General features: G+C 67.3%; 12 protein-coding genes. 5 read left to right on the top strand and 7 right to left on the bottom strand.

The genetic code is table 11. The annotated features are described in order from the left end of the window. The first annotated feature begins 232 nt into the window (after window positions 1–232). A complete protein-coding gene (locus ACOYR4_RS06215; protein ID WP_422848975.1) occupies window positions 233–1,381 on the top strand; it encodes a methyl-accepting chemotaxis protein in 1,149 nt (382 codons plus the stop codon). Window positions 1,382–1,523: 142 nt separating this feature from the next. Here ACOYR4_RS06215 and ACOYR4_RS06220 read toward each other — a convergent pair whose 3' ends face one another. Then, window positions 1,524–2,159, bottom strand: a complete 636-nt coding sequence (locus ACOYR4_RS06220) for an L-threonylcarbamoyladenylate synthase (RefSeq protein ID WP_056060901.1) — start codon at window positions 2,157–2,159, stop codon at window positions 1,524–1,526. A 97-nt stretch (window positions 2,160–2,256) separates the two neighbouring features. After that, window positions 2,257–3,114, bottom strand: a complete 858-nt coding sequence (locus tag ACOYR4_RS06225) for a 3',5'-nucleoside bisphosphate phosphatase (protein ID WP_060984573.1) — start codon at window positions 3,112–3,114, stop codon at window positions 2,257–2,259. Between the two features lie 217 nt (window positions 3,115–3,331). Between ACOYR4_RS06225 and ACOYR4_RS06230 the strand changes: the two genes are divergently transcribed. Continuing rightward, entirely contained in the window at window positions 3,332–5,104 is a 1,773-nt protein-coding gene (locus ACOYR4_RS06230) for a methyl-accepting chemotaxis protein (protein WP_422848976.1), read from the top strand. Window positions 5,105–5,231: 127 nt separating this feature from the next. Beyond that, the gene (locus tag ACOYR4_RS06235) at window positions 5,232–5,456 is read left to right on the top strand and encodes a tautomerase family protein (RefSeq protein WP_060984563.1); all 225 of its coding nucleotides are present in this window, start codon (window positions 5,232–5,234) and stop codon (window positions 5,454–5,456) included. Window positions 5,457–5,467: 11 nt separating this feature from the next. On the opposite strand, the gene recJ is transcribed toward ACOYR4_RS06235, so the two are convergent. Both recJ and ACOYR4_RS06245 read right to left on the bottom strand, forming a co-directional pair. After that, the gene (gene recJ / locus ACOYR4_RS06240) at window positions 5,468–7,192 is read right to left on the bottom strand and encodes a single-stranded-DNA-specific exonuclease RecJ (RefSeq protein ID WP_422848977.1); all 1,725 of its coding nucleotides are present in this window, start codon (window positions 7,190–7,192) and stop codon (window positions 5,468–5,470) included. After that, window positions 7,189–8,151: a phosphoglycerate mutase gene (locus ACOYR4_RS06245; protein WP_422848978.1), complete on the bottom strand. Its 963-nt coding sequence runs from the start codon at window positions 8,149–8,151 to the stop codon at window positions 7,189–7,191. Before ACOYR4_RS06245 ends, recJ begins: the two co-directional genes overlap by 4 nt. Before the next feature lie 80 nt (window positions 8,152–8,231). On the opposite strand from ACOYR4_RS06245, the gene ACOYR4_RS06250 reads away from it, so the two are divergent. Together ACOYR4_RS06250 and lolD are read left to right on the top strand one after the other, a co-directional pair. Next, the gene (locus ACOYR4_RS06250; protein ID WP_056646585.1) at window positions 8,232–9,485 is read left to right on the top strand and encodes a lipoprotein-releasing ABC transporter permease subunit; all 1,254 of its coding nucleotides are present in this window, start codon (window positions 8,232–8,234) and stop codon (window positions 9,483–9,485) included. Continuing rightward, window positions 9,478–10,188 (top strand): lipoprotein-releasing ABC transporter ATP-binding protein LolD, encoded by a 711-nt coding sequence (lolD, locus tag ACOYR4_RS06255; protein WP_422848979.1) that lies wholly within the window; start codon window positions 9,478–9,480, stop codon window positions 10,186–10,188. Before ACOYR4_RS06250 ends, lolD begins: the two co-directional genes overlap by 8 nt. An 867-nt stretch (window positions 10,189–11,055) precedes the next feature. Here lolD and ACOYR4_RS06260 read toward each other — a convergent pair. From ACOYR4_RS06260 to ACOYR4_RS06270, 3 genes are all read right to left on the bottom strand, one after another. Then, entirely contained in the window at window positions 11,056–12,102 is a 1,047-nt protein-coding gene (locus tag ACOYR4_RS06260) for a VWA domain-containing protein (protein ID WP_056060921.1), read from the bottom strand. 67 nt (window positions 12,103–12,169) lie between these two features. Then, on the bottom strand, window positions 12,170–13,207 hold the full coding sequence (locus tag ACOYR4_RS06265; RefSeq protein WP_422848980.1) for a DUF58 domain-containing protein: 1,038 nt from the start codon (window positions 13,205–13,207) through the stop codon (window positions 12,170–12,172). A 10-nt stretch (window positions 13,208–13,217) separates the two neighbouring features. Continuing rightward, entirely contained in the window at window positions 13,218–14,234 is a 1,017-nt protein-coding gene (locus ACOYR4_RS06270; protein WP_422848981.1) for an AAA family ATPase, read from the bottom strand. Window positions 14,235–14,238 lie beyond the last annotated feature (4 nt).

The following is a 14,238-nucleotide window of genomic DNA, read 5'->3' on the forward strand; positions in this document are numbered from 1 at the left end:
CGCTGTCCCCGGCGTTGCCAGGGTGACCCGGCGGGTGTTCAGGCGCCCGGGGGCGGCCGCGTATTGTGGGTTGTACGTATGCCGACGGGTCTCCAGGCGGGGTGTTCGTTGCTAGCATCAACCCCTTGCCTGCAGCCCGTGCCAGTTTTGCAAGTTCGTGCCCTTTGGCGCGCAGCGCTGCGCGGCGGCCCCTCCCACAACGACATACAACAGGCCTGGAGACATTGAAGCCATGTGGAACAACTTGAAGATCGGAACGCGCCTGTTGCTGGCGTTTGGCGGCCTCGCACTGGTCGTGCTGCTGCTGATGGTGATGGCGCTGTCCGGCATCGGCGGTGCCGAGCAGGCGCTGCAGGGCGCCACGCCCCCGGCCCAGGCGGCGCTGGCACAGTTGCAAAGTGCGCGCAGCTGGGTTATCGGCTGCAGTGTGGTGGTGTTTGTGCTGGCCCTGGGGGCCACGCTCAGCCTGCGCGCCAGCATCGTGGCGCCGCTCAACCAGGCCATTCTGATTGCCGAAACGGTGGCGTCTGGCGATCTGAGCCAGGAGTTCAACTCTGACCTGGAGGGCGACTTTGGCCGCCTGCTGGGTGCGCTGGGCACCATGGAGGACACGCTGACCGACCTGGTGTCCCGCATCAAGCAAAGCACCGATTCGATTACCGCCTCTGCGGCAGACATTGACCACGGCAACACCGACCTGTCGCGCCGCGCGGAAGACCAGGTGTCGTCCCTGACCGAGACGGCGGCCAGCATGGAGCAGCTGACGGCCACCGTGCGCCAGAACGCCGAGCGCGCCCACTCGGCCAGCGGCCTGGCCGTGCAGGCGTCGGCGATTGCTGAGCAGGGTGGGTCGGTGGTGGGCGAGGTGGTGCAGACCATGCAGGCCATCAGCGGCAGCTCGCGCAAGATCGTGGACATCATCCAGGTCATCGAAGGCATCGCCTTCCAGACCAACATCCTGGCGCTCAATGCCGCTGTGGAGGCCGCCCGTGCTGGCGAGCAGGGCCGTGGCTTTGCCGTGGTGGCCAGCGAGGTGCGCAACCTGGCCCAGCGCAGCGCGGTGGCCGCGCGCGAGATCAAGGCGCTGATCAGCGCGTCGGTCGAACAGGTCGAAAGCGGCGCTGGTCAGGTGGGCAAGGCGGGCAAGACCATGGAAGAGATCGTCGGCGCTGTGGGCCAGGTCAGCGCGCTGCTGGGCGAAATCTCCACCGCCCTGCGCGAGCAGAGCGAAGCCATCAGCCATGTCAATGTGGCGGTGTCGCACATGGACGGCAGCACGCAGGAGACAGCCTCGCTGGTGCAGCATGCGGTGAGCACGGCGTCGGCCCTGTCGGCGCAGGCCCGCGACCTGGAGCAGGCGGTGGGAGCGTTCAAGCTCTGACGAGTCTCTGAGCCGCCGCGCGGCTCTCCCTTCAGGGGCGCATTACCGGCGGCAGGGCGAAGCGCGCTGCACTGCGGCGAATGTGTCGAGCGGGGTGCCGCTCTTGCGGCGGGCTCTTTCAGCGGGCTTTTTTAGGGGGCTCTTACAGCCCCAGCGCTTGCAGGCTGCCCCGGCCCTCGCGCACCACCACCGGGTCGCCGCCGGTGCCCATGGGGGTCAGGTCCACCACCGTGGTGGGCTCCAGCGGGCAGGCCCCGGCATCCACGATGGCGTCCACCAGCTTTTCATAGCGCTCGCGGATTTCCTGCGGGTCGTTCAGGGGCTCGGTCTCGCCCGCTGGGATCAGCGTGGTGGCGAGCAGCGGGGCGCCGTGCAGCTCCAGCAGCAGCTGCAGGCCCTTGCGGTCGGGCACCCGCAGGCCAATGGTCTTGCGCGAGGGGTGGCTCACGCGGCGGGGCACTTCCTTGGTGGCTTCAAGGATGAAGGTGTATGGCCCCGGCGTGCCCAGCTTGAGCAGGCGGTACTGGCGGTTGTCCACCCGCGCATAGTTGGCCAGCTCCGACAGGTCGCGGCACAGCAGGGTGAGGTGGTGTTTTTCGTCCACCTGGCGGATGCGGCGCAGGCGGTCTACCGCGTCCTTGTCGTCCAGGTGGCAGACCAGCGCGTAGCTGGAGTCCGTGGGCACGGCCACGATGCCGCCCTTTTGCAGCAGCAGTGCAGCCTGCTTGAGCAGCCGAGGTTGCGGGTTGTCGGGATGGGCTTCGAAATACTGGGCCATGGAGCAGGTTCTCAGTGATGCGTGGCGCTGCGTGTGGGTGTCTTGCCGGGTGGCAGGTCGTCCAGGGGGCGGCTGGCGCGGCTGCGGCAGCGCGGGGTCATCGCAAAATCCGGTCGGAAAGCAGTTCCCACACGGGGGTCAGTGCACCGGGCAGCAAGGGGAGCGTGCCCAGGTCGGTGTGCGATTCGTCGGGGCTGTGGAAGTCGCTGCCACGCGATGCGGCCAGGCCAAACTCCTGCGCCATGTCGGCATAGGTCACGTACTCGGCCGCGCTGTGGCTGCCTGTGACGACCTCGACCGCCCGGCCACCGTGCTGCTTGAATTCGGAGAACAGTGCGAATTCTTCGTTGGCGCTGAACTTGTAGCGCGCGGGGTGAGCGATCACCGCCATGCCCCCCGCCTGCGTGATCCAGCGCACGGCGTCGCCCAGGCTGGCCCAGCGGTGGGGCACATAGCCGGGTTTGCCTTCGGTCAGGAACTTGCGAAACACCTCGGAGGTGTCCTTGCACACGCCGGTTTCGACCAGAAACCGCGCGAAATGGGTGCGCGAGATGAGGGCCGGGTTGCCCACAAACTGCAGTGCGCCTTCATAGGCACCCTTGATGCCCACCTGTGCCAGCTGGGCCGCCATCTCCTGCGCCCGTTCGCCGCGCCCGCCGCGCGTGGCGGCCAGGCCCTGGGCCAGTTGGGCGTCGTCGGGATCAAAGCCCAGGCCGACGATGTGGACGGTGGTGTCGGCAAAGGTGACCGAAATCTCGGTGCCGGTGAGGTACGCCATGCCCTGGGCCCGGGCAGCAGCAGCAGCGCGGTGCTGGCCGCCGATTTCGTCATGGTCCGTCAACGCCCACAGCTCGACCCCGTTGGCTTTGGCCCGCGCGGCCAGGTCTTCGGGCGTGAGGGTTCCGTCGGAAACGACGGAATGGCAGTGCAGGTCGGCGTTGAGGATGGAAGTCACCAACCCATTTTAGGCTTTGCGCCGCCAGCGTGCCGGGGCGGGGCTGCCAGGCGCTGCAGCAGTGCTGGTACCGATGAGTATGCGGGTTTGTACCGATGGGTCCGAGGCCTGTTGAGGCAACGGGCTGGCGTAGGCTTACGGCCGACATTGGATGTAATCGAATGTTTCATGGTGGCGAACGGCCGACCAAGAAGAACGATCCACGAGGAAAAGAGCCATGCAATTTGACAATATCCGCGTCTCCCGCAAGCTGTGGGGCGCCTTTCTGGGGCTCATGATTGCCATGTTGCTGCTGTCTGCGTTTGCGCAGAACCGCGGCAACTCGTCGATGTCTGCGGCCATGGATGCCGTGGTCGAGATCGAGGCCCGCATCTCGGCTGCCGTGCGCTGGCGGGGTGCCACCGAGACCGCCGTCACCATGGTCATGGGCGGCGCGGTGACCACCGATTCCGTGTTGGCTGAGCAATACGGTGCCAAGGTCAAGGAGATCATTGGCAACATCAACAAGGTGCAGGAAGGCATCGTGGCGGCTGCCACCGCGCCCGAGGAAAAAGCCTCGCTCGACAAGGTGCTGGAGGCCCGCAAGGCCGTGCTGGCCGCCACCGCCAAGACCTGGGAGCTGAAGGGCGCGGGCGACGCTGTGGCCACCCAGCGCTATGCGGACGAGGAATTCGCCCCCCTGGTCACCAAGTACCTCAAGGCGCAGGACGACTTTGTGGCCACGCTCGAAAAGCGCCGCGACGTGATCCGCGCCGAAGCCACCCAGCGCCGCATTGAATACGCCATCACCGGCATCATCAGCTCCATGGTGCTGATGGCAGTCGGCCTGTTCCTGGCCTGGAAGCTGGTGCGCTCCATCACCCTGCCGCTGAACGAAGCGGTCGAGACCATCGATGCCATTGCAGCAGGCGATCTGACGCGCGAACTGCAATCCACCCGCAAGGACGAGTTTGGCCACATGCTGCGCTCGCTGTCGGCCATGTCGGCACGGCTGCGCGGGGTGGTGAGCGAAGTGCGCCAGGGGGTGGACTCGGTTTCGTCGGCGTCGGTGGAGATTGCCAACGGCAACCACGACCTGTCGGCGCGCACCGAACAGACCGCCTCCAACCTGGAAGAGACGGCAGCCAGCATGGAACAACTCACCGCCACCGTGAGCCAGTCGGCCGACACGGCCCGCCAGGCCAACCAGCTCGCTGGCACGGCCGCCCAAGCGGCAGCACGGGGCGGCGAAGTGGTGAGCCAAGTGGTCACCAGCATGCAGCAGATCACCGACAGCAGCCGCAAGATCAGCGACATCATCGGCACCATCGACGGCATCGCCTTCCAGACCAACATCCTGGCGCTGAACGCTGCGGTGGAAGCCGCCCGAGCAGGCGAGCAGGGCCGTGGGTTTGCGGTGGTGGCCAGCGAAGTGCGCAGCCTGGCGCAGCGCAGCGCCGAGGCGGCCAAAGAGATCAAGACCCTGATCAGCGCCAGCGTGGAGAACGTGGAATCGGGCTCGGCCCAGGTGGCGCAGGCAGGGCAAAGCATGCAAGAGATCGTTGCCAGCGTACAGCGCGTGAGCGACCTTATCGGCGAGATCACCGCCTCGGCCACCGAGCAGCGGGACGGCATCGCGCAGGTCAACCAGGCGGTCACGCACCTGGACCAGATGACGCAACAGAACGCGGCGCTGGTGGAAGAATCCACGGCCGCAGCCGCCTCGATGCGCGACCAGGCGCAGCACCTGGCAGAGGTGGTGTCGGTCTTCAACGTGGGCGCGGTGGCGACCCGGGCGCCGGCAGCGGCGCCCCGCGCTGCAGCACCTGCGCCCTCACCACGGCCCGCCGTGGCCAAGGCAACCGCCAGCGCGCCCCGCGTGGCGTCGTCCGCCGCGCCGAAGGCTCCTGCGCCCGCCCCGGTGCGCCTGCCTGCGGCCAAGGCACCAGCCCCAGCGCCCGCAGCCAAGGCGGCGCCGCAGGGCGGAGATGATGATTGGGAGAGCTTCTAAATCGATAGCTGCTAGCGCATGACCGTCAAGCGCTGGCAGCTATTTTTGTGGTCGGTATTCCGGCCGAATTGACAGTAAGGCAGCGTGAGCTGCCTTTTGTTTTGGTGCACCCTGAAAGGACTCTCCGATGCCCCTGGTCAACATCCGCCTAGCGCGCCGCGACGTGCCCACCACAGCCGCTCAGAAAGCCGCTTTGATTGCCGGCGTGACCCAGCTCATGCAGCAGGTGCTGGACAAGCGGCCGGAAAGCGTCACTGTCATCATTGACGAGATAGATCCTGAGAATTGGGGGCAAGGCGGCGAGCCAGTAACGGTGATCCGCCAGCGAAGCAGGGGGCCGACGCAGGCTTGAGCCGTGGCGCGCTAGACCTGCGCACCTTCGACCAAAAACTGCACCTTGCGCTCGCCCTTCCACTCGTTCACATCCAGGCGGAAGGCCAGCAGCACCCGGGCGGGCAGCTGCTCGGTGTGACCGAACCAGATGGCGTCCACGGGGTTGCCCTGGTGGATGAGCTTGAGCGACAGGTGGTTCTTGGCCTCGCCCACCAGGCGCTGGCTCACGATCTGCACCTCTTCGCTGAAGGTGGGCGGCGCAAAGCCCTGGCCCCAGACCTCGCGGTGCAGGGTGTCCACGATGTCGGCGCGGCAGTATTCAGGGGCCAGCGGGCCGTCGGTCTCGATACGGCGGGTGAGGGTGGCGGCGTCCAGCCATTCCTGCGCGACCTGGGCAAACGCCTGCTCGAACACGTCGAACGATTCCTCCGCCACCGTGCAGCCCGCCGCCATGGCGTGGCCGCCGAACTTCAGGATCACGCCCGGGTGGCGCTTGGCCACCAGGTCCAGCGCGTCGCGCAGGTGAAAGCCGGGGATGGAGCGGCCCGAGCCTTTGAGCTCATGCTCCTTGCCCGGCGCACTGCTGGCTGCAAACACGAAGGTGGGGCGGTGCAGCTTGTCCTTGATGCGGCTGGCCACGATGCCGACCACGCCTTCGTGAAAGTCGGGGTCGAACACGCTGATCGCGGGCGGGGGCTCCTCGCTCTCGTCAAACAGGCTCTCGGCCATCAGCATGGCCTGTTCGCGCATGCCGCTTTCAATGTCGCGGCGCTCGCGGTTGATGCCGTCCAGTGTGGCGGCCAGCTCGGTAGCGCGGGCGGTGTCGTCGGTCAGCAGGCATTCGATGCCCAGCGTCATGTCCGCCAGGCGGCCTGCGGCGTTGATGCGCGGGCCCAGGGCAAAGCCAAAGTCGAAGGTAGTGGCCACCGGCGCCTTGCGGCCGGCGGCGTGGAACAGGGCGGCGATGCCCGCGGGCATCTGCCCCGCGCGGATGCGCTTGAGGCCTTGCGCGACCAGGCGGCGGTTGTTGGCGTCGAGCTTGACCACGTCGGCCACTGTGCCCAGCGCCACCAGCGTGAGCAAGGGGTCGAGCTTGGGCTGGGTGGCGGCGTCAAACACGCCACGTGCACGCAGCTCGGCGCGCAATGCCAGCAGCACATAAAACATCACGCCCACCCCGGCCATGGACTTGCTCTCGAACGGGCAGCCGGGCTGGTTGGGGTTGACGATGGCGTCGGCGGCGGGCAGTTCGGGGCCGGGCAGGTGGTGGTCGGTCACCAGCACCTGCAGGCCCAGCGCCTTGGCTTCGGCCACGCCGTCCACGCTGGCGATGCCGTTGTCCACGGTGATGAGCATGTCGGCACCCCGCTCGGCCACGCGGCGGGCGATCGAGGCGGTGAGGCCGTAGCCGTCGGTCACGCGGTCGGGCACCAGGTAGTCCACGTTCTGGGCGCCCAGCAGCCGCAGGCCGCGCACGCCCACGGCGCAGGCGGTGGCGCCGTCGCAGTCGTAGTCGGCCACGATGATGAGCCGTTGGTTCTGTGCTATGGCATCGGCCAGCAGGCGGGCGGCCGCGTCAATGCCCTTCAAGCCCTGGTCGCCACTGGGCGGCAGGAGGCGGCCCAGGCCATCGTCCAGCTCGTCCTTGGCCCGCACGCCGCGCGCGGCGTACAGGCGCGCCAGCAGCGGGTGCACACCGGCCTGCTCCAGCGCCCAGGCGGCTCGGGGAGGAATGTCTCTCGCTATTATTTTCATAGCTGCACCAGCATGTTCGACCAGCGCATGGGGCGAAAAAGGCCTTGAATCCGCTGGGCAAGGCTGCGTGGAGCGGTGTGGAATCCCCGCGCATTGCGTTCGCCGCACAGGGTCAACTGCACGGGCGAGCCGCTTTCAGCCTGGCGCAGCAGGTCGGCCACGGGGCCTGCGTCGAGCGCGGCCCAGGCACTGGCCCAAGCGCGCCAGTCGTCGCGCAAGGCAGCGTCCCGCAGGGTGGTGGGCATGTGGGGCGGTGGGGTGGATGGGGTGGCGGGCGGTGGGCCAGCCATTGCGCCCGTGCCGTGTACCCAGAACGAGTTGGCGACCGGCAGCCCCTGCGCAGAGCGCTCCTCGTTGAAGGCGTGGGTGTACAGCAGCATCTGCATCTCGCTGTGCAGGCGGTGCAGGGTGCGGGCCTGTTTGGCATCGGGCATCCAGGCGCGCACGTCGCGCAGCAGCACGCGCTCCAGCGACGCGGTGGCCAGGCCGGCAAACAGCGGTCCGCTGGCCAGCCAGCGCGTGGGTTGGTCGTAGTGCAGGGTGATGCCGTCCTCGGCAAACCAGGGCGAGACGATGGCCAGCAGCGCGCGCGATGCAGCTTCGTCCAGGCCCAGTTGCGCCGGGTCGCGCAGCGTGACGTGGTCGGTGCTGACCTGCCACTGGCAGGGCGTGACGAAGGCCCAGGCCTCGCCGTGGGTGGTCAGACCTTGCTGATGGCGGTGCCAGGCCGCCCAGGGGATGCGGCCATCCTGCGCAGGCAGGCCCAGGGCGCGGGCCAGGGCGCGTTCGTGGGGGGCTGAGAAGCTGGTTTCTTCGCCGGTGTCGTTGTATTCGGGGCGGGGGCTGAGCCGGGCCAGCAGCCGGTCCAGGTGGGGCAGGGCCAGGCCCTGTTGGGCTTGCTGGCATCCCGGCGAGGCGCTGGCGGCGTAGGGAATGAGCAAATGGGTGGTGTCCGACATCCCTCTATTGTCCGGGATGCCACAATCTGCCCCGCCTGTGGCGCGCATTCCGCACCGCGCAGGCCCTTCTTCCCATATCCATGCAAATTCCCTACGAACTGGCCCTGGGCTGGCGCTACACCCGCGCGGGCCGCGCCACGCGGCGCAACGGCTTCATCTCGTTCATCTCGGGCGTGTCCATGCTAGGCATCGCGCTTGGGGTGGCGGCGCTGATCATCGTGCTGTCGGTGATGAACGGCTTTCAGAAAGACGTGCGCGACCGCATGCTGAGCGTGGTCTCGCACATCGAGATCTTTGCGCCCCTGGGGGCCGCACTGCCCGACCCGGCGCTCACCCTGGCCGAGGCCAAGAAGAACCCGAACGTGATCGGTGCCGCGCCTTTTGTGGCGGCCCAGGCCCTGCTCGCGCGTGGCGAAGACATGAAGGGCGCACTGGTGCGCGGCATTGACCCGGCGCTGGAGGGCGCGGTGACCGACCTGGCCGCCACCAACGAGAAAACCTTGAACCTGCTGGTGCCCGGCGAGTTCCGCGTGGTGCTGGGGGGCGAGCTGGCCCGCGCCCTGGGCGTGCGTGTGGGCGACCCGGTGACGCTGATTGCGCCCGCCGGTCAGGTGACGCCCGCAGGCGTAGTGCCACGCCTCAAGCAGATGACGGTGGCGGGCACGTTTGACTCGGGCCACTACGAATACGACTCGGCCCTGGTGCTGCTGCACCATGAGGACGCGCAGCGCATCTTCCGCCTGGAAGGCCCCACGGGCGTGCGCCTCAAGCTCAAGGACCTGCACCAGGCCCGCGAAGTGGCGCAGCAGCTGGCGCAGTCCCTGAGCGGTCAGTTGCTGATCCGCGACTGGACGCAGCAGAACCGCACCTGGTTTGCCGCCGTGCAGCTCGAAAAACGCATGATGTTCATCATCCTCACGCTCATCGTGGCCGTGGCGGCGTTCAACCTGGTCTCCACCCTGGTGATGACGGTGACCGACAAGCGCGCGGACATCGCCATCCTGCGCACGCTGGGCGCCAGCCCGAAAAGCATCATGGGCATTTTTGTGGTGCAGGGCGCGATGGTGGGCGTGATTGGCACGCTGGTCGGCCTGCTGCTGGGCCTTGGCATCGCCTTCAACATCGACGTGATCGTGCCGGCCATCGAGCGCGCACTGAACGCCAGCTTTTTGCCCAAGGACATCTACCTCATCAGCAAGATGCCCAGCGAGCCGCAGAGCAGCGACATCGTGCCCATTGCGGTCATCTCGCTGGTGCTGGCCTTTGTGGCCACCCTGTACCCCAGCTGGCGCGCCAGCCGTGTGAACCCTGCCGAGGCGCTGCGTTATGAGTGATCCCATCTCCCACAACAACAAAAGCAACGCTCATCCGGTGGTGCTGGAAGCCAAGGGCCTGACCAAACGCTTTACCGAAGGCCGCCTGGACGTGACCGTGCTCAAGGGCGTGGACCTGCAGATTCATGCGGGCGAAACGCTGGCGATCGTGGGCGCCTCGGGCTCGGGCAAGAGCACCTTGTTGCACCTGCTGGGTGGGCTGGACGCACCCACGGTGGGCACCGTGCGCCTGAAGGGCGAGGAGATGTCGTCGCTGTCGGCGGAGCGCCAAGGGCAGTTGCGCAACCAGCATCTGGGCTTTATCTACCAGTTTCACCATCTGCTGCCGGAGTTCAGCGCGCTGGACAATGTGGCCATGCCGCTGCGCATTCGCCGCCTGCCGTTGGCGCAGTGCCATGCGGAGGCGGAGCGGGTGCTGGCGTCGGTGGGTTTGAAGGAGCGGCTGATGCACCGGCCCGCTGAGCTGTCGGGCGGTGAGCGCCAGCGGGTGGCGATTGCGCGGGCGTTGGTGACGCGGCCTGCGTGTGTGTTGGCGGATGAGCCTACGGGCAATCTGGACCGGAGTACTGCGGATGGGGTGTTTGACCTGATGCTGCAGTTGGCGCGGGATCAGGGGACGGCGTTTGTGATGGTGACGCACGATGAGTCGCTGGCGGCGCGGTGTGACCGGGTGATGCGGTTGGTGTCTGGGGTTTTGGGGTGATTTTGGCTGGATGCGCTAGTGGGATATGCGCTGATAGCTATGCTTTTTGAAGCGCTCTCCTTCCGTGCCAAGGGCTGTGTGCCTGGTTAACGGTATGCCTTGATGGAGGGCGGAGGCCGGGAGTCGCCCCGGCGGGCGAGGTACTTTTCTTTGCTTCGCCAAAGAAAAGTACCCAAAAGAAAGGCGACCCCCAGTCTGCGACCCCTTCGCGGTGCGAAGGGGCAAACCTGCGTCGTGTCGGTTGCGGGGTGCGCCGCAGAACTCACTTCGCGCTGGCGCGCTTCGTTCAAACAACTGCGGCGAGTCAGTTCACGAAGCACGCGCGCTGCGACGCGCGTGCCACCCCGCAACCGCCCCGCCGCAGGCGCAGCCAGCAGGGGTGGGGCAGCCGAACAGCCAACATCCGTTCGGGCCATTGCTGCGCTCGGCCTGGCCTGCGCAGCGCGCGGCGCCTGCGCCCGCGAGATGCGGCCGAGCGAAGCAAAGGCACGTGTGGATGTTCTGCCCCCTTTGCCCCTCTGGATGTGCCGAGGAGCGCAGGGTTTGGCGGATCAGGGCTCGCGATTGTCTGAGCGAAGTGAAACGGAGCGAGTTCGAGCGAGACCCCGCCAAACCCGAGCACCGCAGGTTGCCCCGGCGCGCAGCGGCGGGGACGCAGACAGTGGGGTCGCCCTTTCTTTGGTTCCTTTCTTTCGGCGACGCGAAAGAAAGGGACTCGCATGCCGGGCGACTCCCGGCCTCCGCTCTCCATCAAGGCATGCCGTCAACCAGGCACACAGCCCTTTGCACGGAGGGAGAACGCTTCAAAAAGCATAGCTACCAGCGGATATCCCACTAGCGCATCCAGCCAAAATCACCAAAAAAAGATCACATCACCCGCCCATACCACCACACCGACAACCCCGCCGCCACCAACGCAAGCACCGCCCCCAACAACGCCAGCAAAGAAGAAATCTCCGTCTCCTTCTTCTCCACCGTCAGCCGCGAGCTCAGCGTCTCGTACACCTTCTTCAGGTCCGCCGCCGTCGCCGCATGAAAGTACTCGGCATTGGTCCGCGCAGCCACCGCCTTCAGCGTTTCCTCGTCCAGCCGCACCCGCATCGACCAGCCCTCAAAGCCAATCGTTTCGCCCTGCACCGTGCCCACCCCCACTGTGTACACACGCACCCCCCGGTCGGCCGCCCACTTGGCGGCTTCCAGTGGGTCCACGCCCGTCGTGCGCTGACCGTCCGTCAGCATGATGATGGCGGCCGAGTTGTACGAGCCTGGGGCCACGGGCGTGAAGGTCTTGGCGGGGTCCTGCTGCTTACCCAGCTCTTCGATGGGCTTCGGGCGCATGGCCTGGCGGCCGCCCAGGGCTGCGATGTCGATGCCCGCGTCAGGGAAGATCGTGGCCAGCGACAGCATGATGCCGTTGCCCGTGGCCGTGCCGCGCTGCAGCTGGAAGCTGTCGATGGCTTTGACCAGGTCTTCACGGCTCTGGGTGGGCAGCTGGGCCAGCTGGGCGCTGCCGGCAAAGGCCACGATGCCCACGCGCACGTGGCGCGGCAGGTCGGCGATGAAGGCCTTGGCGGCGTTCTGCGCGGCGGTGATGCGGTCGGGCTCCACATCGGCAGCGCGCATGCTGCCCGACACGTCCATCGCCAGCATGATGGTCTGGTCCTGCGAGGGCAGGGTGATGACGGCCAGCGGGCGCGCGGCGGCCAGCAGCAGGGCCACCAGGGCCAGCAGGAAAAGCGCGGGCGGGATGTGGCGGCGCAGGTGCTGGCCGGGGCCCATGGCCTCGCGCACCAGGGACAGGCTGGAGTAGGTCAGCGCTGTTTTCTTGCGCCGGTGCAGCAGCCACCAGTACAGCAGTACTAACAAGGGCACCGCCAGCAGCAGCCAGAGCAGGGTGGGCCAGAGAAAAACCATGGTGTGTGTCCTTGGTGGCGAGTACAGCGTGTGCGGCGGGTAACTGACTAATCAATCCATCGATCGGTCAGGCGGCGGCCGCCTGTGCAGCAGGGCCTGCGGATGCCGATGCGGGGACGAGAGGGTTGCTGTGCGCCCGCACCCGGCGCTGGCGCAGGTCCATGAAGCGCAGCAGGGCATCGACCAGGTCGTCGTCGGTGCACAGCTCCAGCGTGTCGGCGCCCGCACGGGTCAGGCCTTCGCGCAGCGCGGCCTCGCGGTCGGCGGCCAGCTGGGCAAAGCGACGGCGAAAGCCCGCGTCGTGTGTGTCCACCTGCAATTGCTCGCCGCTTTCGGCATCGCGCAGCGTCACCAGGCCCACATCGGGAAGCTCCAGCTCCAGCGGGTCGAGCAGGCGCACGGCCACCACGTCATGCCTCTGGGCCAGCTGGGCCAGAGGCTTTTCCCAGCCTGGGGCGCTGATGAAGTCGGACACCACAAACACGGTGGACCGGCGCTTGAGCGTGGCCAGGCCAGTCTGCAGCAGCCGGTGCAGCTCGGTGGCGCCGCCACCGGTCTTGGGCAGCGGCACGGGGATTTTGGGTGGCAGCAGTTTGTGCACCAGGTGCAGCACATGGGCGCGGCTGCTGCGTGGGGGCAGCACGGCGTCCACCGCGCGTGCCGCCTGCGGGTTGGCGCCGCCGTACAGCACGGCGCCCACACGGTTGCCGTGGCGGGTGAGCAGGCGCGAAAGCACGGCGACAAAGCCGGTCAGGATGTCGCGCTTGGCATGGCCGGTGGGGCCAAAGCTGATCGACGGGCTCAGGTCCAGCAGAAACCAGGCCGACATTTCGCGGTCTTCGGTGAACACGCGCACATGGGGTTGGTTCAGCCGCGCGGTCACGTTCCAGTCGATGTGGCGCACGTCGTCATGCGGCTGGTATTCGCGCAAGTCCGTCAGGTCCAGGCCACTGCCGCGCATCAGCGTGCGGTAGTCGCCCTGCAGCAGGCCGTCCAGGCGGCGGATCACCTTCCACTCCAGCTCGCGCAGCAGCCGGTCGGCCTGCCCGGGCAGCGTGGGCAGGGTGTGCACCGTGGCGGATGTGGTGGATGGCTTGCGGGTCATGGCGAGGGACTCAGGCAGCTTTTGGTTCGTGGTGCAAGGGGCGCGCCGGTGCCGGATTCTTGGCCATGATGCGCTGGATGAGCGCGTCGGCATCCAGCCCCTCGGACAGCGCCTCGTACGACAGCGCCACGCGGTGGCGCAGCACGTCGGCTGCTAGGTCGGTCATGTCTTCGGGCAGCACGTAGTTGCGCCCGCGCAGCATGGCCAGGGCCTGCGCGCCCTCTGCCAGGGCGATGGTGGCGCGCGGGCTGGCGCCGCAGCTGATGTAGCCGGCCAGGTCCTTCAGGCCATGCCGCGCGGGCTCGCGCGTGGCAGCCACCAGCTTCACGGCGTATTGCAACATCGATGGGTCCACATACACCGTGCGGCATTCGGCCTGCAGCGCGGCCAGCTGCGCCGTGGTGGCCACGGGCAACACCTGCACGGGCACATCGAGCGCGCGCTGGGCGATCACGAACTCCTCCTCCTCGGTGGGGTAGCCCAGCAGGACCTTCATCATGAAGCGGTCCACCTGTGCCTCGGGCAGCGCGTAGGTGCCTTCGGTCTCGATGGGGTTCTGCGTGGCCATCACCAGGAAGGGCTCGGGCACCTTGTGCGTTTCGCCCGCAATGGTCACCTGGCGCTCCTGCATCACTTCCAGCAGCGCGCTTTGCACCTTGGCGGGGGCGCGGTTGATTTCGTCGGCCAGCAGCAGGTGGGTGAAAACGGGCCCCAGCGTGGTGCTGAACTCGCCGGTTTTCTGGTTGTACATGCGTGTGCCCACCAGGTCTGCGGGCACCAGGTCTGGCGTGAACTGGATGCGCTTGAAGCTGCCCTGGATGGTGCTGGCGAGTGTTTTCACCGTGAGCGTCTTGGCCAGGCCCGGCACGCCTTCGACCAGCAGGTGGCCCTGGGCCAGCATGGCGACCATGACGCGCTCCAGAAAGCGGTCTTGCCCGACCACCACGCGTTTGACCTCGTAGAGCACCTGTTCCATCAGCGTGGCGGTGGCAGCGTTCGATGCATTGGGCAATGTACTGGATGACATGGAG

It is taken from the genome of Acidovorax sp. M14 (assembly GCF_049331375.1).
Lineage (GTDB): Bacteria > Pseudomonadota > Gammaproteobacteria > Burkholderiales > Burkholderiaceae_C > Acidovorax.